At 56.8% G+C, this 19,137-nt stretch carries 20 protein-coding genes; 17 read left to right on the forward strand and 3 right to left on the reverse strand.

Features of this window, described 5'->3' with window-relative positions; genetic code table 11:
• Nucleotides 1–167: 167 nt before the first annotated feature.
• Nucleotides 168–686 carry a lipoprotein gene (locus F3J31_RS07990; protein ID WP_167212378.1) on the reverse strand — a complete coding sequence of 173 codons (519 nt, stop codon included), beginning with the start codon at nt 684–686 and terminating at the stop codon, nt 168–170.
• 97 nt (nt 687–783) lie between these two features.
• Here F3J31_RS07990 and F3J31_RS07995 point away from each other — a divergent pair, with 97 nt between their 5' ends.
• From F3J31_RS07995 to F3J31_RS08005, 3 genes are all read left to right on the forward strand, one after another.
• Complete coding sequence (locus F3J31_RS07995; protein ID WP_023310944.1) at nt 784–1,107, forward strand: heavy metal-binding domain-containing protein; 324 nt, start codon at nt 784–786, stop codon at nt 1,105–1,107.
• On the forward strand, nt 1,104–1,934 hold the full coding sequence (locus tag F3J31_RS08000; protein WP_167212382.1) for an N-acetylmuramoyl-L-alanine amidase: 831 nt from the start codon (nt 1,104–1,106) through the stop codon (nt 1,932–1,934). The genes F3J31_RS07995 and F3J31_RS08000 overlap by 4 nt, the downstream gene beginning before the upstream one ends.
• Before the next feature lie 273 nt (nt 1,935–2,207).
• Nucleotides 2,208–2,831 (forward strand): helix-turn-helix domain-containing protein, encoded by a 624-nt coding sequence (locus F3J31_RS08005; protein ID WP_045908427.1) that lies wholly within the window; start codon nt 2,208–2,210, stop codon nt 2,829–2,831.
• On the opposite strand, the gene F3J31_RS08010 is transcribed toward F3J31_RS08005, so the two are convergent.
• Together F3J31_RS08010 and F3J31_RS08015 are read right to left on the reverse strand one after the other, a co-directional pair.
• Entirely contained in the window at nt 2,832–3,464 is a 633-nt protein-coding gene (locus F3J31_RS08010) for a hypothetical protein (protein WP_048222245.1), read from the reverse strand.
• Nucleotides 3,464–5,029 carry an ExeA family protein gene (locus F3J31_RS08015; protein ID WP_167212385.1) on the reverse strand — a complete coding sequence of 522 codons (1,566 nt, stop codon included), beginning with the start codon at nt 5,027–5,029 and terminating at the stop codon, nt 3,464–3,466. Before F3J31_RS08015 ends, F3J31_RS08010 begins: the two co-directional genes overlap by 1 nt.
• A gap of 21 nt (nt 5,030–5,050) precedes the next feature.
• Here F3J31_RS08015 and F3J31_RS08020 point away from each other — a divergent pair, with 21 nt between their 5' ends.
• From F3J31_RS08020 to F3J31_RS08085, 14 genes are all read left to right on the forward strand, one after another.
• Nucleotides 5,051–5,380: a hypothetical protein gene (locus F3J31_RS08020; RefSeq protein ID WP_167212387.1), complete on the forward strand. Its 330-nt coding sequence runs from the start codon at nt 5,051–5,053 to the stop codon at nt 5,378–5,380.
• Nucleotides 5,331–6,062 carry a type II secretion system protein GspC gene (gene gspC, locus F3J31_RS08025; protein ID WP_167212390.1) on the forward strand — a complete coding sequence of 244 codons (732 nt, stop codon included), beginning with the start codon at nt 5,331–5,333 and terminating at the stop codon, nt 6,060–6,062. Before F3J31_RS08020 ends, gspC begins: the two co-directional genes overlap by 50 nt.
• Before the next feature lie 13 nt (nt 6,063–6,075).
• Nucleotides 6,076–7,998, forward strand: coding sequence for a type II secretion system secretin GspD (gspD, locus tag F3J31_RS08030; protein ID WP_167212392.1), 1,923 nt, complete (start codon nt 6,076–6,078; stop codon nt 7,996–7,998).
• 15 nt (nt 7,999–8,013) lie between these two features.
• The gene (gene gspE, locus F3J31_RS08035) at nt 8,014–9,492 is read left to right on the forward strand and encodes a type II secretion system ATPase GspE (protein ID WP_048222252.1); all 1,479 of its coding nucleotides are present in this window, start codon (nt 8,014–8,016) and stop codon (nt 9,490–9,492) included.
• Entirely contained in the window at nt 9,492–10,697 is a 1,206-nt protein-coding gene (gene gspF, locus F3J31_RS08040) for a type II secretion system inner membrane protein GspF (RefSeq protein ID WP_167212395.1), read from the forward strand. The genes gspE and gspF overlap by 1 nt, the downstream gene beginning before the upstream one ends.
• A gap of 3 nt (nt 10,698–10,700) precedes the next feature.
• Nucleotides 10,701–11,150, forward strand: coding sequence for a type II secretion system major pseudopilin GspG (gene gspG / locus F3J31_RS08045; protein ID WP_008500018.1), 450 nt, complete (start codon nt 10,701–10,703; stop codon nt 11,148–11,150).
• Entirely contained in the window at nt 11,150–11,635 is a 486-nt protein-coding gene (gene gspH / locus F3J31_RS08050; protein ID WP_167212398.1) for a type II secretion system minor pseudopilin GspH, read from the forward strand. Before gspG ends, gspH begins: the two co-directional genes overlap by 1 nt.
• A complete protein-coding gene (gene gspI / locus F3J31_RS08055) occupies nt 11,628–12,011 on the forward strand; it encodes a type II secretion system minor pseudopilin GspI (RefSeq protein WP_167212401.1) in 384 nt (127 codons plus the stop codon). The genes gspH and gspI overlap by 8 nt, the downstream gene beginning before the upstream one ends.
• The gene (gene gspJ / locus F3J31_RS08060) at nt 12,008–12,664 is read left to right on the forward strand and encodes a type II secretion system minor pseudopilin GspJ (RefSeq protein ID WP_167212404.1); all 657 of its coding nucleotides are present in this window, start codon (nt 12,008–12,010) and stop codon (nt 12,662–12,664) included. The genes gspI and gspJ overlap by 4 nt, the downstream gene beginning before the upstream one ends.
• The gene (gene gspK / locus F3J31_RS08065; protein WP_167212407.1) at nt 12,661–13,671 is read left to right on the forward strand and encodes a type II secretion system minor pseudopilin GspK; all 1,011 of its coding nucleotides are present in this window, start codon (nt 12,661–12,663) and stop codon (nt 13,669–13,671) included. Before gspJ ends, gspK begins: the two co-directional genes overlap by 4 nt.
• 15 nt (nt 13,672–13,686) lie before the next feature.
• The gene (gspL, locus tag F3J31_RS08070) at nt 13,687–14,829 is read left to right on the forward strand and encodes a type II secretion system protein GspL (RefSeq protein WP_167212410.1); all 1,143 of its coding nucleotides are present in this window, start codon (nt 13,687–13,689) and stop codon (nt 14,827–14,829) included.
• On the forward strand, nt 14,826–15,311 hold the full coding sequence (locus F3J31_RS08075; RefSeq protein WP_045908415.1) for a type II secretion system protein M: 486 nt from the start codon (nt 14,826–14,828) through the stop codon (nt 15,309–15,311). Before gspL ends, F3J31_RS08075 begins: the two co-directional genes overlap by 4 nt.
• The gene (locus tag F3J31_RS08080; protein WP_167212413.1) at nt 15,308–16,096 is read left to right on the forward strand and encodes an A24 family peptidase; all 789 of its coding nucleotides are present in this window, start codon (nt 15,308–15,310) and stop codon (nt 16,094–16,096) included. The genes F3J31_RS08075 and F3J31_RS08080 overlap by 4 nt, the downstream gene beginning before the upstream one ends.
• A gap of 266 nt (nt 16,097–16,362) precedes the next feature.
• Entirely contained in the window at nt 16,363–19,077 is a 2,715-nt protein-coding gene (locus F3J31_RS08085; protein WP_167212416.1) for a glycosyl hydrolase family 18 protein, read from the forward strand.
• The last annotated feature ends 60 nt before the right edge of the window (nt 19,078–19,137 follow it).

Raw genomic sequence — 19,137 nt, forward strand, 5'->3', positions numbered from 1 at the left:
TGACAGAATAGTTATGCAATATTTCTGCGTTAAAAGTTAAATATAACCCGTATTTCCTCTTAAACATAGCACAAAATAGCGAACGGCAAGGTCGGCGAGTATAAATGTCGGCATTCCGCAAGAAATGCCGGACATTTTACGGGGGTAACATTTTTATCATTGATGAATCAGCGGTTCTCAATCGACTGGCGAAGCGTGCCTGCCGGGGCATGAACGCTGCCGCCCACGTAGCGTACGTCGTCCACCGCCCAGCACTGTCCTTCACGGATCATCAGCACTTCGTCCTGCCAGGTTTGGGTGCCCTGCGTCAGCTTCACGCGCAGTGGAATATTACGGGCATCCGTGTTCGGGATGGTTGACGCGCTGGCCACTTCGGCGCTGTCCGGTAGCGTGGTGCGGCTGGAGAACGGATCGGATTTCAGCAGCGCGTTATGCTGCGGATCGCGGGTGGCATCATTAAGCAGTTTTGCCAGGCCATCGCTCAGATACGGGCGCAGGCCGGTGAGATCGTTGCTGCGGTGTTGGAGGCGATAATCATAGAACTGCTGCGCCACGGTGTCCGGGCCGCCCTCAATGCAGGGGCCGCTGCGGGTACCAATATCCTTAAAGGCAGGCGTGACCGTGGTGGTACAGGCGCTGAGCACCAGCGCGCAGGGCACCAAAAGTGTTAAAGCTGAATAGCGCATGTTGATTTCCTTATTTATTAACTATCCTTTCAATCATAGCGTAACGAACCGATAATGCTGTGCCTAAGGCATTGAACGCTAAAGAAGGAGAGAAACCATGCAGTTTTCAACAACGCCAACCCTGGAAGGGCAGACAATTACCGAGTACTGCGGCGTGGTCACCGGCGAAGCGATTCTCGGCGCCAATATCTTCCGTGACTTTTTTGCCGGTATCCGCGATATCGTGGGTGGCCGCTCGGGTGCATACGAAAAAGAGCTGCGCAAAGCCCGCGAAATCGCCTTCAAAGAGCTCGGCGAGCAGGCGGAAGCCCTCGGCGCGGATGCGGTCGTGGGGATTGACATCGACTACGAAACGGTCGGTAAAGATGCCAGCATGCTGATGGTGAGCGTAAGCGGTACGGCGGTGAAAACCCTGCGATGACGCGTTCGTTTGCCGCGCTCCTGCTGGCGCTGCTGCTGGCAGGATGCGTCACGGAAAAGGGGATTGTTGATAAAGGCGCCTACGAGCTGGATACGCGTCATCAGGCGCAGGCGGCTTACCCGCGCATCAAGGTGCTGGTGATCCACTACACCGCGGATGATTTTGACAGCTCGCTGGCCACGCTGACGGATAAAAATGTCAGCTCTCACTATTTGATCCCTGCCAGCCCCCCGGCGGCGGACGGCAAGCCGCGCATCTGGCAGCTGGTGCCCGAGAGCGAGCTGGCCTGGCATGCGGGTATCAGCTTCTGGCGCGGCACGAATCGCATCAACGATACCTCTGTCGGCATTGAGCTCGAGAACCGCGGCTGGCAAATGCGCGACGGCGTGAAAACGTTTACTCCGTTTGCGCCTGCGCAGATTGCGGCGCTGGTGCCGCTCGCCAAAGACATTATTACCCGCTACAACATCAGACCTGAAAATGTGGTGGCCCATTCGGATATCGCCCCGCAGCGTAAAGACGATCCCGGTCCGCTGTTTCCGTGGCAGCAGCTGGCTCAGCAGGGGATAGGTGCCTGGCCCGATCCTGCCCGCGTGGCGTTCTATATCAATGGACGGCCGCGCTATCAGGAGGTCGAACGAGGGGCGCTGCTCGATGTGCTGAAGCGCTATGGCTACGAGGTGCAGGACAACGCCACGGAACAGCAGCAGAAGAGGGTGATCTGCGCGTTTCAGATGCACTTCCGCCCCGCGCTGTGGAACGGCGTGGCTGACGTAGAAACCCTGGCCATCGCCGAGGCGCTTTTAGAGAAATACGGGCAGGGGTAGTCCTTCAGGACTGCCCCCTGACCAGGTCATATTACCTTATTTTCTATGAGATTAATCTTAAGTACATTCTCAATTCATTTTTAGTTAATTGACTTAAAAATACCCTCATTTAAGATAGACGTATAGCTTGCTAAGTAATAACAAAAAATAACACCTGCTTATTGCTCTTATTTCACTTCTTCCAGAAGTTTTTATCAGGATTATACGAATAGTTCGGTGGTTCCACCGTGGCCCCTTTTTATCTAAAATTAACATCTTAATTCGGGTATAACAATGTTAAGCATTTACGGCAGAAAATTGCGTCCGCATCATGAAATGGAAAACATTATTTCCGCAACAGAAGGATATGAAGAAAAAACGTTAAAGAAATGGCAAAAAATTACCACCGTCGACAATGAATTTATTCATGTTATCGTCAGCGGTGAAGTGGAATTTCGCCGCGAATCCGACGAGCTCTGTATGTTCACCCTGCAGGGGCAGTGCGTCTTTGGACTCTCTTCCATTTTTTATCATTCATCCCATATGTATGGCCTGGTCCGCTCGAATACCGTGGTGCGTTCGATTCCAAAAGACGCCTTTTCTCAGCTTATGACGGAGAAAGGCTTATGGCCTGAGCTTACCAAAGTGCTGGCCTGGTATATCTGCATGCTGAGCAAGCGTGATGACGTGCTGGTCGCCCGCAGCGCCTATTCTGTTGTGCGCGAGTTTTTGCTGGAGATTAATGAACTGATTGTCCATCATCAACGCGATATCAACGTTTATGATTATATTCAGGAATACACCAACCTGGCACGCAGCACCATTATCAAAATTCTCTCCGACCTGAAAAAAGGTCAATATATTGTGGTGGAAAAGGGTCGACTCCTTAACATCACCAACCTGCCTGAAAAATATTAACTATTCCAGCCGGTCTCCTTTTTCACTTAACGGAGACCGGGAATTTTCTTTATGTAATGTGCTGGCCTGAGCATTATCCTGCGTTTCGTCAACCGGCGGCGCGGGTATTTTGCCTTGCGAATAATCCTGCTCCTGTTCTTTTAACGCCTGCTTAAACAGCTCGGTTAATGAACCGTCGTCACCGTCCGTGCGGGCGGGGGCTGCATCGTCGTGCGCTTGCGTGCCGGGGAGGGTATCCCGCGAGGTATCGTGCGGCACCGTGCCGTCCGGCGCCTGCTGCCAGTCGGCGTCGTCGCTGTTAATCGGCAGATCCTGCATGGCAGGGACGTCGGCCTGCACCGGCGCGGGTTTCGGGTGCGGATGCGGGAACGGCTTACTCACATACACGTAGTGCATGTCGGAAAGCTGCGTTTCAGGCTTCGCCACGTGCACTTTTTTTACCGGCTCCGGCGCAGGGTGGCGCAGTTGCCAGTAAACGTGGGCGTACAGCCCCGCCATCAGCATGACGCAGAGGCTTACTATTCCTAACAAGGCGTTAGAAACGATCTTTCTCAGGCTGGGCATGCGGTACGAAAACCAGACCGCTTCCCCGGAAACGTAGCTGCGCTGAGCCGCAAGACAGATGGTAGACATTAGGAATGCTTCTCCTGCGTTTTCGCGTCCGGCGCGGCGTGGGTGGTCTGAAGCAGCACGCTCGGCGTGGTGTTGGTGTCACGCATTAACTGCATCAGCGTATCTTCCCCGGGAATGCCGTCGACGCGCAGATGCATTTTTTGCTGGAACTCGCGGGTGCGTTTCATCATCTCTGCCGTCCAGGTTTGCGCGTGGGTTACCGGTTCGGCAAGGGCCTGGCTCAGTTGCTGGTCAAGCCAGGCCAGCTCTTTACCGTCGCTGGCGGCGCTGATGGCGTCTTTGCCTTCCGGCGTCAGGCGGTGGAGCTGGGTATAGTTGCCGGTGGCATGCTGGTTAAACCAGTGGCGGCTTACCTGCCAGGTGCGGTTGTTCATCAGCAGGTCAAGCGAGTTATCCCCGACGCGGGCGACCACGGCATAGTTAAGGTGGTTGCCGGTTTTCAGTTCACTCACCCACGGATACCCTTCCTGTGCCAGCGCATCCGGGGAAGCATTCCCCTGCTTACACATCAGGTTCACCTTCGCGGCGTTCTGGCACAGGGCATCCTCCGCCGAGGCGTCATACCCCCACATCAGATAGAGCTGATGCATCGCATCCGGCTGATTAACCACCTCGTTGTCGATAACCGGCACCACCGGCGCCTGGACTTTTGGCGTCTGCTGTTTCCAGCTGGCAGGCACCGGCAGTTGAATCGGAAGTCTTGCACCGATCGAAGAGGTCAAATACCAGCCGCAGGCGGCGAACAGCACGGAGGCGAATACGCCCACGGTAGCCAGGCGCTTACCGTGTTTTTTCGCAGGCAGGATCTCACCTGCCGCCAGGCGCAAATGACGCGGGCTGACCTGGGCTGCACGTTCGGTCCAGGCGGCAAGCATCGACAGGTGCGCCAGCTCGTTCAGCTTGCTGATATTCCCTTTGGTCAGGGCATGCATTTTACGCACCCGCGCCGGGGTTAACGGCGCGTGCTCACACCCGTGCGCTTCACACTGCGCCTGAACGTAGCTGAGAAACTCCCGGCAGGTAAGGGGACGCAGGGTGTGACAGGTATGCGCATATTCACGCAGTTCAGGCTGCTGCATCAGCGCGGCATCCCGATCCGCTGGCCCCATCAGCACGACGGACAGGCGAAACTCCAGCTCCTGCGCACGCGTCAGCAGCAGAGCCAGCACCTCCCGACAGGTCTCTTTCATGGCATCGGTATGGCTAATCACCAGCACTTTCGTCCTGCTTTTCCCTCCCTGCCACTGGTGCAGGATGGTATCCACCGCCTGAAGCCGGTTTTTGCTCTCTTTCGTTCCCGGGTTGAGTTTATACAGCAGGCTACTGGCACTCAGTTTTGGAAACGCATTGATAGCAATAACGCCAGGGGAAGTGGATTTCAGGGCGTCGCTGAACTGGCCCAGCAGCCGGGCATCGTCAGCAAAGAGCCCAATAATCCCCGCCTGTTGGGTTTTCTCTTTCAGCAGGTTGAAAATATCCTGATGATACGGCACGAAGAAATCGCCCGAGGCGCGGGTGATTTTTCGAAAAGGCGGGTGATTAAATTTAAAATGACTCTGATACATAGCGACTTACCGTCTCTGGACATGAATAGCAATGGTCCGGAAAAGTACGGCAAGGCTGCATCATGGTCAATTTACGGACAGGGTAAAAATAACCTGTTGGCTACCTCTAACACCGGTTTTTTTGACGGTCAATCTTTTTCTTTATCAAAGTTAACGGCGAAGCAGGTGGTCGATTATCTGGCCGCTAATTACTATTTATGCCACATATTGGCGCAGCATGATGCTGCTTATTTTCGCTTTGCTAAAGGCCAGATGAATAATGAGGTTCTCACTTCTTTCACGGTGGATAACGCCCTGTATTATGTTTGTATTGCTGATTTTTTGCGGTCAGCAAGGCTACGTCATTTTTAAAGATTATAAAAAAGTGACGAATAAGCTGGCGAACGCAGCGGCGAAACCGCAAAAAAGACGTCAGGAAGAAAAGGCTTTTTCACTTTTCACCGCCGCCGTGCGTCAGGATAGCCTGCCTGAGGCCGCGAAAGCCCCGCTCGCCGCCGAAATTGAGGGGATCGTCCGCAGCGACGATGCCTGGCTCTCCTTCGCCGTGATCAAAACGCCGGGGGGACAGAAGAGCTATCGCGAAGGCGAGGCGCTGACTGGTTTTAACGATGCCTTTATTCAGGAAATTAACAAAGACAATGTGGTGGTTAATTACGAAGGTGCTACACAGGTACTGGCGTTAAATAAACCTGATTATTTTAAGGGCGGCGTTGACAGCGGTCCGGTAACCAAATCGACGAAAGATGCAGGTGCGGAAAGCGTGCATCTGGATGATTATCTGGTGTTAAAACCACTTATCGAAAAGGGCCAACTGGAAGGCTACAACATTAATCCAAGGAATGCCTCTGTCTTCTACAGCCATTCCGGGCTGGAAAAAGGCGATGTGGCGGTAAAAGTCAATTCTGTCGATATGACCGATGCAGCAAAGGCAAAAAATATTATTGCCAACTGGTCGAAAATGAAAGAAGCGGAGGTCGTCGTCAGACGTCACGCTCACCTTGAAAATATTCGGGTCAATGTTCTAAACAATTAACAAGTGTACAGACATGAAGAAATTTCCTTGGGCGTGCGTGGCGCTGACCGCATTGTCGTTATATTCCAGTTCGCTGCTCGCAGCCAACTTTAGCGCCAGCTTTAAAAATACCGATATCCGCGAGTTTATTGATACGGTAGGCCGCAATCTGAACAAAACCATTCTGGTCGATCCGTCCGTTCAGGGCACGGTGTCGGTCAGAACCTATAACGTGCTGACGGAAGATGAGTATTACCAGTTTTTCCTGAGCGTGCTGGACCTGTACGGCCTGTCGGTGATCCCGATGGATAACGGCATGGTCAAGGTGGTGCGCTCAAGCATTGCCCGCACCGCCGGTGCGCCGCTGGCCGACGGTAAAAATCCGGGCAAAGGCGACGAAATCATCACCCGCGTCGTGCGCATGGAAAACGTGCCGGTGCGCGAGCTGGCCCCGCTGCTGCGCCAGCTCAACGATGCCACCGGCATCGGGAACGTGGTGCACTTCGAGCCGTCCAACGTGCTGCTGTTGACCGGTAAAGCCTCGGTGGTCAATCGCCTGGTGGATCTGGTTCAGCGCGTGGACAAAGACGGTATTCAGCGCCGCGAGATTGTGCCGCTGCGCTTTGCGTCCGCTAAAGAACTCTCCGACATGTTGAACAACCTCAACAATGAAGAGCAGAAGGGGCAGAACGCGCCGCAGCTGGCCACCAAAGTGGTGGCAGATGACGAAACCAACAGCCTGGTGATCAGCGGCTCGGAAGACGCGCGCATGCGTACCCGCTCCCTGATCCATCAGCTGGATCGCGAGCAAAATAACGAAGGGAATACCCGCGTCTTCTATCTCAAGTATGCCAGCGCCACCAAGGTGGTTCCAGTCCTGACCGGCATTGGCGAGCAGCTGAAGGATAAGGCGGGCGCGCCGAAGTCGAAAGCCGCGCCTGCGTCCAGCGATCTGAACATTACCGCCGACGAGGCAACCAACTCGCTGGTGATCACCGCCCAGCCTAACGTGATGAACTCTCTGGAGAAGGTGATCGACAAGCTCGACATCCGTCGTCCACAGGTGCTGGTGGAAGCCATCATCGCGGAAGTACAGGACGGTAACGGCCTGGATCTCGGCGTGCAGTGGACCAGCAAGCACGGCGGCGTACAGTTCGGCTCAACCGGCCTGCCTATCAGCCAGATTAAAAACGGCACCATGAAGGGGGCGAGCTTCACTGGCCTGGCGACCGGCTTCTTTAACGGCGATTTCGGTGCCCTGATGACCGCGCTCTCCACCGACGGCAAGAACGACATTCTCTCCACCCCAAGCGTGGTCACGCTGGATAACAAAGAAGCGTCGTTCAACGTCGGGCAGGATGTGCCGGTGCTCTCCGGCTCGCAGACCACCAGTGGCGACAACGTCTTTAACTCCGTTGAGCGTAAGACGGTCGGTACCAAGCTGAAAATTGTGCCGCAGATCAACGATGGCGACATGATCCACCTGAAGATTGAGCAGGAAGTCTCCAGCGTCGACAACAGCGCGACGGAGGACGCCAGCCTCGGCCCAACCTTCAACACCCGCACCATCAACAACGAAGTGATGGTACACAGCGGCCAGACGGTGGTGCTTGGCGGCCTGATGGAAAACGTCACCAAGCAGTCGGTTTCCAAAGTGCCCCTGCTCGGCGATATCCCGCTGGTTGGTCAGCTGTTCCGCTACACCTCGCAGGATACCTCGAAGCGCAATCTGATGGTGTTTATCCATACCACCGTCCTGCGCGACGACGATAACTTCAGCGCGGCGTCGAAAGAGAAATATGACCAGATCCGCGCCCGTCAGCAGCAGCGCGTGGAGGAGAAGAAGCTCGGTATTATTGAACCGTCCGACAACGCGGTGCTGCCAGCCTTCCCGTCGGCCAGCGCCGCGCCGGCCACAACCCGCGCCAGCACGTCGCGCAATCCGTTTAAAAACTAAGGCGGAGGGCGCAACGTGGATGAACTGAGTAAAACGCTCTGCAGCAGCAGTTACGCAAAGGATAACGGCGTCCTGTTTTACAACAACGACGTCTACATTCGCGAGGATGCTCCCGCGTTTGCCCTGCTGGAGATGCGCCGGGTACTGGGACGCCCCTTCGAGCCGACGATCCTCGCCCCTGAGGCCTTTGAGGAGATGCTGGCCAAAATCTGGCAGCAGAGCAGCGGCGTCTCCCAGCAGCTGGTGGACGATATGGACGCGGATATCGACCTGATGGCGTTAACCGAGGAGATCCCGGACAACGAAGATCTGCTCGATAACGACGAAAACTCGCCGGTGATCCGCCTGATCAACGCCATTCTCGGCGAGGCGGTGAAGGACGGCGCGTCGGATATTCACATTGAAACGTTCGAACGGACGCTGAGCATTCGCTTCCGCGTTGACGGCGTCCTGCGCCCGGTTCTCCAGCCCGCGCGCAAGCTCGCGCCGCTGCTGGTGTCGCGCATCAAGGTCATGTCAAAACTCGACATCGCCGAAAAACGTCTGCCGCAGGATGGCCGTATCTCCCTGCGCATTGGCCGCAAGGCCATCGACGTGCGCGTCTCGACCATTCCGTCCCAGTACGGCGAGCGCGTGGTGATGCGCCTGCTCGATAAAAGCAATCTGAAGCCCGACATCAACAAGCTGGGCCTGATTGATGAAGAGCTGGAGAAGTTAAAAGGGCTGATTGACCGCCCGCACGGCATCATCCTGGTCACCGGGCCCACCGGCTCCGGGAAAAGTACCACCCTGTACGCCATTCTCTCGGCGCTGAACGGCCACGAACGCAACATTCTGACCGTCGAAGACCCGATTGAATACGAGCTGGAAGGGGTGGGGCAGACCCAGGTGAACCCGCGCGTGGACATGACCTTTGCCCGCGGGCTGCGCGCCATCCTGCGTCAGGACCCGGACGTGGTGATGATCGGGGAGATTCGCGACGGCGAAACCGCGCAAATTGCGGTGCAGGCCTCGCTCACCGGTCACCTGGTCATGTCTACGCTGCACACCAACAGCGCAGCCGGGGCTATAACCCGTCTGCGGGATATGGGGCTGGAGTCGTTTTTAATCGGTTCATCGTTGCTCGGTGTCATTGCCCAGCGTCTGGTGCGTCGGCTGTGTACGCACTGCCGCACCACCAGTCCGCTGGACGCCAATGAAAAAGCGCTGTTCAGCTTCATGGCGACGCCGCCGAAAGCGATCTATCGCGCGGTGGGCTGCGAGCATTGCCGCCAGAGCGGCTATCAGGGACGTGCGGGTATTCATGAATTCCTGGTGGTGGACACCGCCATGCGTCGCGCCATCCATGAAGATAAAGATGAAATGTCCATCGAAACGCAGCTCTTTAAGCAGGCCTACAGCTTGCGCGAAAACGGGCTGCTGAAGGTGATCAGCGGCGTCACCTCTCTGGAAGAGGTGATGCGCGTTACCGCCGAGCGTGGAGGGGATGAGTAATGGCCCTCTACGCATGGACGGCAACGGATGCGGCGGGCAAAACCCGGCGCGGCACGCTGCAGGCCGAAGGGCAAAAGCAGGTTCGCCAGACGTTACGTGAGCAAAAGCTGATGCCCGTCAGCATCTCCGAAACGCGCGAGGCGGCGTCCGGGAAAGCGAAAACCGGGGCGAAGCTCTCCACGCCGGTGCTGTCGATGTTTACCCGTCAGCTCTCCACGCTGGTCAACGCCGCACTGCCGCTGGAGAGCGCGCTGAAGGCGATCTCGAAGCAGACGGAGGACAAAAAGCTGGCGGCGATGGTGGTGGAGATCCGCGAGAAGGTGGTGGAAGGGCATACGCTGTTCGACGCCTTCAGCCAGTTTCCGCGCACCTTCGACAAGCTCTACTGCACGCTGGTGATGGCTGGTGAAAAAACCGGCCACCTCGGCGACGTGCTGGAGAAGCTGGCGGAGTACAACGAGCAGCGCCAGAAGATGAAGAGCAAGCTGACGCAGGCGATGGTCTACCCGATCACCCTGACGGTGGTGGCCATCGCGGTCATTAGCATTCTGCTGGTGGCGGTGGTGCCGCAGGTGATCGAACAGTTCACCCACATGAAGCAGCAGCTGCCGATCACCACCCGCACGCTGATTGCGGTGAGCGATTTTCTGCAGGCGTACGGCATCTATATTGTCGGGATCCTGGCCGGTGGGGTTATCGGCTTTAAGGCCTGGCTCAGAAACGCTAAAAACCGCTTTCGCTGGCACAGCTGGCTGGTGAACGGCTCGCCGATTAAAAAGCTGGTGTGCGCCATCAACAGCGCCCGCTATATCCGCACGCTCAGCATCCTGCAGGCGAGCAGCGTGCCGCTGCTCGAAGGGATGTATATCGCGATGGACGGTATCGAAAATCTCTACGCCCGGCAGGTTCTGGAGCAGGCGGCGGATACCGTGCGCCAGGGGGCATCGCTCTATGCCGCGCTGGAGCAGGCGAAATTATTCCCGCCCACCATGCTGTACATGATTGCCTCCGGTGAAGAGAGCGGCGAATTAGGCAACTTAATGGACCGTGCGGCGGAAAACCAGGAGTCGGCGCTACAGCATCGTATTACGTTAACGCTGTCGGTATTTGAACCGGCGCTGGTGGTCTCCATGGCGACGATTGTTTTATTCATCGTGCTGTCAATATTACAGCCGCTTCTGCAACTTAATAATATGGTAGGTTAAATCATGGCTATAAAAACAAAACGTCTGGCTCGCCAGGCGGGGTTCACCTTGCTCGAATTAATGGTGGTGATCGTTATTCTCGGCGTTTTAGCGAGTATGGTGGTGCCAAATTTAATGGGTAATAAAGAAAAAGCGGACGCGCAAAAGGCGACCAGCGATATTGTTGCGCTCGAAGGCTCGCTGGATATGTATAAGCTCGATAACCACCGCTACCCGACCACCGAGCAGGGCCTGCAGGCGCTGGTGACCAAACCTGAGATCGCGCCTATTCCCAACGGTTACCGCGCCGACGGCTATATTCGCCGCCTGCCGCAGGACCCGTGGGGCAACGATTATCTGCTCGTCAGCCCGGGTGAACACGGCGCCGTAGACGTCTTCTCTGCCGGTCCTGATGGCGAAGCCAATACCGCAGACGATATTACGAACTGGTCTCTGGATAAGAAAGAGAAATAATGAAGCGTCAACGCGGCTTTACGTTGCTGGAAATTATTCTGGCGCTGGTGATATTTGCCAGCTGCGCCATGATGGTTGTATCAACAATACCCTCACGCAGCGGTGCGGATATATTTGGTCAGCAATTAAAAGCTCTCGTTGATTATGGTTCAGACCGCGCGGTAATGGACGGAAATATTGTCGGGCTGGTCATCACTACCGATAACTATCAGCTGGTCACGCTCGACGATAAAAACGGCGAACGTCGCTGGGTGCCATTATCCGCAGGCCGTATTACCACGAAGGGCGATTTCCCGGAAGAGATGCACGTATCGCTTTCGCCTCAGCGTCTGGTGGCGACCGTCGAGGCCGACCCCCAGATCCTCTTTCTGCCGGACGGCGAGATTGGCCGTTTTACGCTGACGCTGCAAAGTTACGACAAACAGCATCACTTCCGTGTGGTGTCGCAGGGCGCAGCCCCGGTATCGGTAGAAAACGATGACTAAAGGCAAGGTTAAGCAAAACGGGATGACGCTCCTGGAGGTGATGGTGGCGCTGGTCATTTTCTCCACCGCCGCGATGGCGCTGATGAATTCCGTCTCCCTGAACGTACGCTTCACCCACGGGCTGGCCGACACGCTGCAGGCCAGCTGGGTTGCGGAAAATCAGCTGGCAGAAGCCCAGCTTGGTAAAGCCGATTTTCCCGATGCCGAGGAGCAGGGGACGGAAATTATGGGGGGACGCAGCTGGTACTGGCACAAGCAGCGGGTGAAAACCGCCAATAGCGGCTGGGCCAATGCCATCCGCGTTTACGCCGAAGGTGATGAAAGCCAGCCGGTCATTTCGCTTCAGATTATCGGGCCGGGAGAAGAGAGCAAGTGAAGACGATCCGACGCCAGCGCGGTTTTACCCTGCTGGAGATCATGATTGCGCTGACTATCTTCGCGGTCATCAGCACCCTGGCCTGGCAAATTCTGGATGGCGCGATGCGCACCAGTTCAGCCACGGATGCCAGTGCGGCAAAGCTCAACCAGCTTCAGCGTGCCTGGAGCCTGATGGAGCGCGATTTTTTCCAGCTGCAGGCGCGGGCGCCGCGCAACGAGCCGGACCTGTTTTTGCAGGATGGTGATGCGGTTGAATTCACCACGCTGAACGGCGTGAGCGGCACGGTCCAGCTGGAGCGCGTGCGCTGGCGGCTGGAAGAGGGGCGCCTGTATCGCGACGTCTGGCCGGTGATTGACAGCCCGGCAGACGTCAAACCCGATGAAGTGCCGATTGTCAGCGAGGTGAAATCGATGCAGTGGCGGTTTTATCGCCAGGGCTGGCAAAAAAGCTGGGGTGAGTCCGCCCATCTGCCAGACGGCGTGGAGCTCACGCTGACCATGGAAAATGGCGAGACCTGGCGCTGGGTGTTTACCACGCCGGGAGACATGCCGGAAGCGGCGGCACCGCAGCCGGGCACCGAAACGGCGGCACCGGCGGCGGAAAATACGCCCGCCCCGCAACGTGCGCCTGCGCCGGACGTGAAGCCATGAGCCGGATACATCAACAACGCGGCGTTGCCCTGCTGGTTGTGCTGATCCTGTTGGTCATGATGTCGGCCCTGGCGGCCAAAATCAGCCAGCAGTTCTGCCGTAATTTGCAGAAAACCCACTATCAGGTGAGCCAGCAGCAGCTGCGCTGGGCAATGCAGGCGCAGGAAAAGATGGTGAAAGATCGCTTGCAGAGCGATGCCAGCGGCGAGAGCAAACCGCTCGACCCGGAGGGCGACTGGCACCAGCCGCTGGAGACGCAGGGTGAAGACTATACGGTGGTCAGTCAGGTCGAGGACGCGCAGGACTGCTTCAACGTCAATAACCTGCTGGCCGCAGACAAAGTGGCTCAGGATCAAACTGCGTCAGCCGTACCGGAAAAGCCGCGGAAAGAGAAGATTGTCGAGCAGATCCTGACGGACGGCGGCGTCAGCCAGACAACGGCGGAAGAGGTCTATCAGCAGCTGGTGGATTATCTCGACGGCGACACCACAACGGTGAAAGAGGGCGCGGAGACGGACGCCTGGGCTGGCGTGGTGCCGGCGCGTCAGCCAGCGAATCAGATGATGCGCACCTTTGCCGAGATAAAGCTGCTGCCGGCGTTTCCTGCTGCGGCGTACCCGAAGGTGAGCAAGCTGTTATGCGCGCTGCCGGACTCTGCCAGCAAGGTGGATGTCAATACCCTGACGCCGGAGCAGGCTCCCTTACTGGCAGCCCTGTTCCCGGGAAAACTGACCGCGGACGATGCCGTTCGCCTGATTGCGTCGCGGCCGGAGACCGGCTGGGAAAGTATGGAAGTCTTCAGCAAAGCGCTGGAACAGGCCTTCCCGCAGCTGAAGGACGATCTCCCGCAGGTGGCTGAGGTTCTCTCCATCAACAGCCGGTATTTCCGCGTCAACTATACCGGCAATACCGATGAGTTAACGCTTCGCGTGGTGAGCCAGCTTCAGGTGAATAACGAAGCCGGTGAAATTGTGACGTGGCAACGTCGTTACCGAATGATTGAATAAGAAAAGTAGAACGCTATGAAACAGGTCCTTTTTGTTCGTCCCGACAGCCGTGAGGACGGGAAAATCATGTGGTGTGAGTCGGGAAGCGAACAGGTTACAACCCTGGACACCCCGCAGGCGCTGCATACCCTTGCCGATCATCCGCTGGCCGCGCGCGTCTGTCTGCTGCTGCCCGCCAGCGAGATGATCTTCCGCCACTTTACGCTGCCGAAGAAAGTCGCGTCGCAGGCGACCGCCTTCTCGTGGATGGCGGAGGAGACCCTGATCGGTGAGGTGGACGATCTCCACTGGACGGTGCTGAACAAAAAAGGCGCCGAGGTGGACGCCGTGGCGATAGATACCGCCCGCCTGCAGCAGTGGCTGACCCGCTTTCACGAGGCGGGCCTGAAGGTGATTCAGGCCCTGCCGGACGCCTGGCTGCTGCCGGTGACGGCGGGCGGAAGCACGCTGGTCGCGCAGGAGGAGAACTACTGGCTGCGCTTATCCCCGCATACCGCCTGTAACGTTGAGGCGGGCCTCTTGCCGCTGCTGATGCAAAAAGCCGGAGACGGCGAGGTGCGTTGCTACGGGGAGATCCCGCCAGGCGTTGAGGTTGACGAACAGCTGGCGGGCGAACATCCGCTGGTGCTGATCCAGCCCCAGTGGCAGGCGTGCCGCGTCAACCTGCTGCACGGTGCGTTCAGCGCGAAGGCGACCAGCGTGAGGGCGGCGAAAGGGATAAAGGCCGCCGTCGCGGCGATGGGGCTTCTCTCTCTGGGCCTGCTGCTCGGCCCCCGCATCGCCCTGGCGTGGATGCTGGTCGATCAGGAAAATCAGGTCCAGCAGGAGATGGTCCAGCTCTATCAGCACCATTTTCCAAGCATGCGCCAGCAGACCAACCTCAAGTACCACTTCGGGCAGAACATCAAGAAGCAGCCGAAAGGCATTTTTTTGCAGATGGACGAGCTGGAAAAAATCCGTCAGTCCGTTCCGTCGATGGAAATTACGCTGTTTGAATATGACGACACGCAGGGGACCCTGACGTTAAGCGTGAGTGCGCAAAACGAGCAGGCGCTACAGGAATTCATTCATCAGGCCAGCGCGAACTTTGATTTTACGTTAGAGCCTATTTCAAAGGACGCGCCGTATACGGCCATGATTACAGGGAAATATAAATGAAAGGGCGAATTGCACAGCTTAAATCTCGTTATCAACAATACAGCGTCAGAGAACAACGCATTTTAAAAATAGCGGCGGGAGCCTTATTCGGTGCCGTCATCTATTACGCGGGGGTAATACCCCTGGATAACATGATAAAAAATAGCCAGGCGACGCTGGCGCGACAAACGGAAACGGTAAACTGGATGAAAACAGAAATTGATAAAAACCATCTGCCGGTGCTACAGGTGAAAACTGATAATCCACGCAGCGTGGTGGAGAATAGCGCGCATGAAATTAACCTGACCTTGACCGATATTCGCCAGGATGGTCAGACCCTGGCCTTTGTGGTGAACCGGGTCAACGTCTATGAATTAAAAAACTGGCTGCGTGAGATGAACCTCGCCTCCGGCGTCAGGCTGGAGAAAATAAACCTCACGCCGGTTGATCACCTGAGCGACGTGAAGGCCGAAATCCAGCTGACCTGGAAAAAAGTGGCATGAGCGGGCTGATGCTCGTCCGGGAGAGTTATCCCGTCGGGTTTGCCGCGATGAGCGGCGTGCTCGGCGCGATCCTGGGGAGCTTTCTCGGCGTCGTGGTGGACCGCGTGCCGGGGATGGTGATGGAGGAGGCGTGCCGCAGCAACCTGCTTTTCCCTGCCTCGCACTGTCCCGTCTGCCAGCATGCGCTGCGCGCCTGGGAGAATATTCCGCTGCTGAGCTGGCTGGCGCTGCGGGGACGCTGCCGCTGCTGTCAGTCGGCGATTCCGCTGCGGTTATTTTTACTCGAACTGGTGATGGCGCTGTTCTTTGGCGTCACCGCCTGGTGGATACCGGGATTGGCATCTCTTTTCTCGCTGTGGGTGCTGGCGGCCTTTCTGTTGTCGCTGGCGATGATTGACGGACAGCACCAGTTGCTGCCCGACTGCCTGACGCAGCCGCTGCTGTGGGCCGGGCTGCTGTTCCACGCTTTTAGCCACGGACTGCCCCTGCGCGATGCGCTGTTGGGCGCGGTGGCGGGCTATCTTTCGCTCTGGCTGGTGTACTGGGCGTTTCGTCTGCTCACCCGACGCGAAGGGCTGGGCTACGGCGATTTTAAGCTGCTGGCGGCGCTGGGTGCCTGGTGCGGCTGGCAGGCGCTGCCTGAGATTGAATTAATTGCCGCATTAAGCGGCATCGTGGGTTATTTGCTTTTAAATAAATTAAATAAAAATAACCTCACCATCGCTTTCGGACCTTATCTGGCTTTTGCTGGAATAGCACTCTATACCAGCCAGTTATTTCACTGACATATTAAATAACCGGGTCAAGTTTTTTTGTCAATTTTTTCGACGGGGAAAGAGAAGGACGACCTTTTATCCTCAGTGTATCGTAAAAGGCATAAGCTACACGGAGTTTTAGCTTGTATCTTTTAATGGAGGAATACAACGCGTCTTTAAGGTTTGGGTAACGGCTGTCTGCGTATTTAAAAAACGCACTATGTGAATAATATTCCATGTTTTAAAGGAAGACATGGGTCAATTACGTTTACGAATAAATTTATCAGGAAATAAAAATGAAATTTATTAAGCCTAAATATCTGGCGCTCTTTATTGCAGCGGCAACCGGTTCTGCATTCGCAGCTGCGCCAGGTGCACCGACCATCGGCTACGGCAATGACAAATTTGCGCTGGTGGAAGTGGATCAGGCCGCGCAGGATTACAACAGCCTCGTCAAGGTGCATAACGACGGCGTGGATGTGAAAGTCGAGTGGAACGTGTGGAGCGGCGACGCGCCAACCTCTGCAAAAGTGCTGCTCGATGGTCAAACCGTGTGGACCGGTGCAGCCGGTGCAAGCGGCTCAGCCACCTTTAAGGTGAAAAAAGGCGGACGTTATCAGGAACAGGTGGAAGCCTGTAACGCCAGCGGCTGTACTAAAAGCGCCAGCAAGCTGATCATCGTGGCGGATACCGACGGCAGCCATCTGCTGCCGCTGAACGCACCGCTGCAGGAGAACAACAAAACGTTCGCCAAACATCCTGATAAAGTGGTTGCGGCGTACTTCCCTGAATGGGGCGTGTACGATCGTAACTTCCCGGTTGATAAAATCCCGGCTGCAAACCTTAACCACATCCTCTATGGCTTCATTCCAATCTGTGGCGGCGACGGCATTAACGACGGTCTGAAAACCGTTGAGGGCGGCAACAGCTTCTCCGTGCTGCAGCGCGACTGCGCCGGACGTCCGGACTTTACCGTGGCCATCCATGACCCGTGGGCTGCTCTGCAAAAACCGCAGGCGGGCGTCGCCGACTGGGACGACCCGTACAAAGGGAACTTTGGCCAGCTGATGGCGCTGAAAAAAGCGCATCCTGACCTGAAAGTGCTGCCATCCATCGGCGGCTGGACCCTGTCCGACCCGTTCTATCACATGGGCGACCCGGCAATCCGCTCTCGCTTCGTGGCCTCTGTGAAGGAGTTCCTGCAGACCTGGAAATTCTTTGACGGCGTGGACATCGACTGGGAATTCCCGGGCGGCGGCGGCGTGACTGAAACCAAAGGCAACCCGCAGCAGGATAAAGCCACCTACACGGCGCTGATTCACGATCTGCGTACCATGCTGAACGAGCTCTCCGCGCAGACGGGTCGTACCTATGAGCTGACCAGTGCCATTGGCGCAGGCCGCGATAAGATTGAAGACGTGGATTACACCACCGCTCAGCGCGATCTCGACCATATCTTCCTGATGAGCTACGACTTCTACGGCGGCTGGAGCAACACCGAGCTGGGCCATCAGGCCGCGCTGCGCGCGCCGTCATGGCGTCCGGACACGAACTACACCACCGAGAACGGCGTGGACGCGCTGCTTGCTCAGGGCGTACAGCCAGGCAAGATCGTGGTGGGTGCGGGCATGTATGGCCGCGGCTGGACGGGCGTGCATGGCTACACCGGCGACAATCCGTTCACCGGTACCGCAACCGGCATGGTAAAAGGCACCTGGGAACCGGGCGTGGTGGACTATCGTCAGATTATGAACGAGTACAAAGGCAAGCCAGGCTGGGAATCCGGCTACGATGCGACTGCCGAAGCGCCGTATGTCTTCAATAAGACAACGGGTGATCTGATCTCCTATGAAGATGCACGCTCTACCACGGCAAAAGGGAAGTACGTGCTGTCGAAAAACCTGGGCGGCCTCTTCGCCTGGTCTATCGACTCCGATACCGGCGACATCCTGAACGCGATGAACGAAAGCCTGATGGGCGGCTCTGCGCCAGTTGATCCGGTCGTGACCAACCATGCGCCGGTTGCCACCGCGGTTGACCAGACGGTAACCGGTCCGGCTACCGTGACCCTGGACGGTTCGGCTTCAACCGATCCAGACGGTGATGCCATTACCTACAAATGGACCCAGATCTCTGGCCCATCAGTGACCCTCACCAACAGCACCAAAGCGAAGGCTTCCTTCAACGTGGCGGCCGTCACCAGCAACCAGACGCTGGCGTTCCGACTGACCGTGACCGACGCGAAGGGGCTGAGCAACTCCGCTGATGTTCAGGTCGTTAACAAAGCGCCAAAAGCGAACCAGGCACCGGTGATTAACCCAATGCAGAACGTCACCCTGCAGGCAGGCGAAACCTACGCCCTGCACGCACAGGCGGCGGATCCAGACGGTGATGCGCTGACCTACGCCTGGAGCGTACCGGCTGATATGCACGCGACCGGTACCGATAGCGCGAACGTGAACATCACCGCGCCTGAGGTGAGCTCTGAGTCGTCCTATACCCTGAGCGTGGTGGTGAGCGATGGCAAGACCAGCGTTCAGTCCAACGTCCAGGTCGTGGTCACACCAAAACCGGCTGACGAAGTGACGCCACCGGCAGAAGACGTCACCCCGCCTGCGGATGAAGTGACGCCACCGTCAGACGAGTTGACCCCGCCATCAGATGAAGGGACGGCGACCGGCAGCTGCGATAAGCCTGTTGACGCCAACGCCAGCAAATATCCGGCGTGGGAATCCAGCAAAATCTACAACACGGGCGATACCGTCAGCTTCGACCATCTGGTGTGGAAAGCGAAATACTGGACGCAGGGCAACCAGCCTGACTTCGGCGTGGACGCATGGGAAATGGTAAGCAACGTGAAGATGAACTGGCGCTCTGACCTGGCATACAACGGCGGCGAAACCACGACCTACCAGGGTAACGTTTACCGCGCGAAATGGTGGACGCAGGGTGATAACCCGGCCAACAGCGACGTATGGGTGAAAGAAGGCGCATCAACCGATTGCAAATAACCTTCTGAACCGTGAATTGCGGGAATGATATCAACCCGCAATGGTTGGTCACACCCCACT

This window comes from Enterobacter sp. Acro-832 (assembly GCF_011752745.1).
Classification (GTDB): Bacteria; Pseudomonadota; Gammaproteobacteria; order Enterobacterales; family Enterobacteriaceae; genus Enterobacter; species Enterobacter quasiroggenkampii.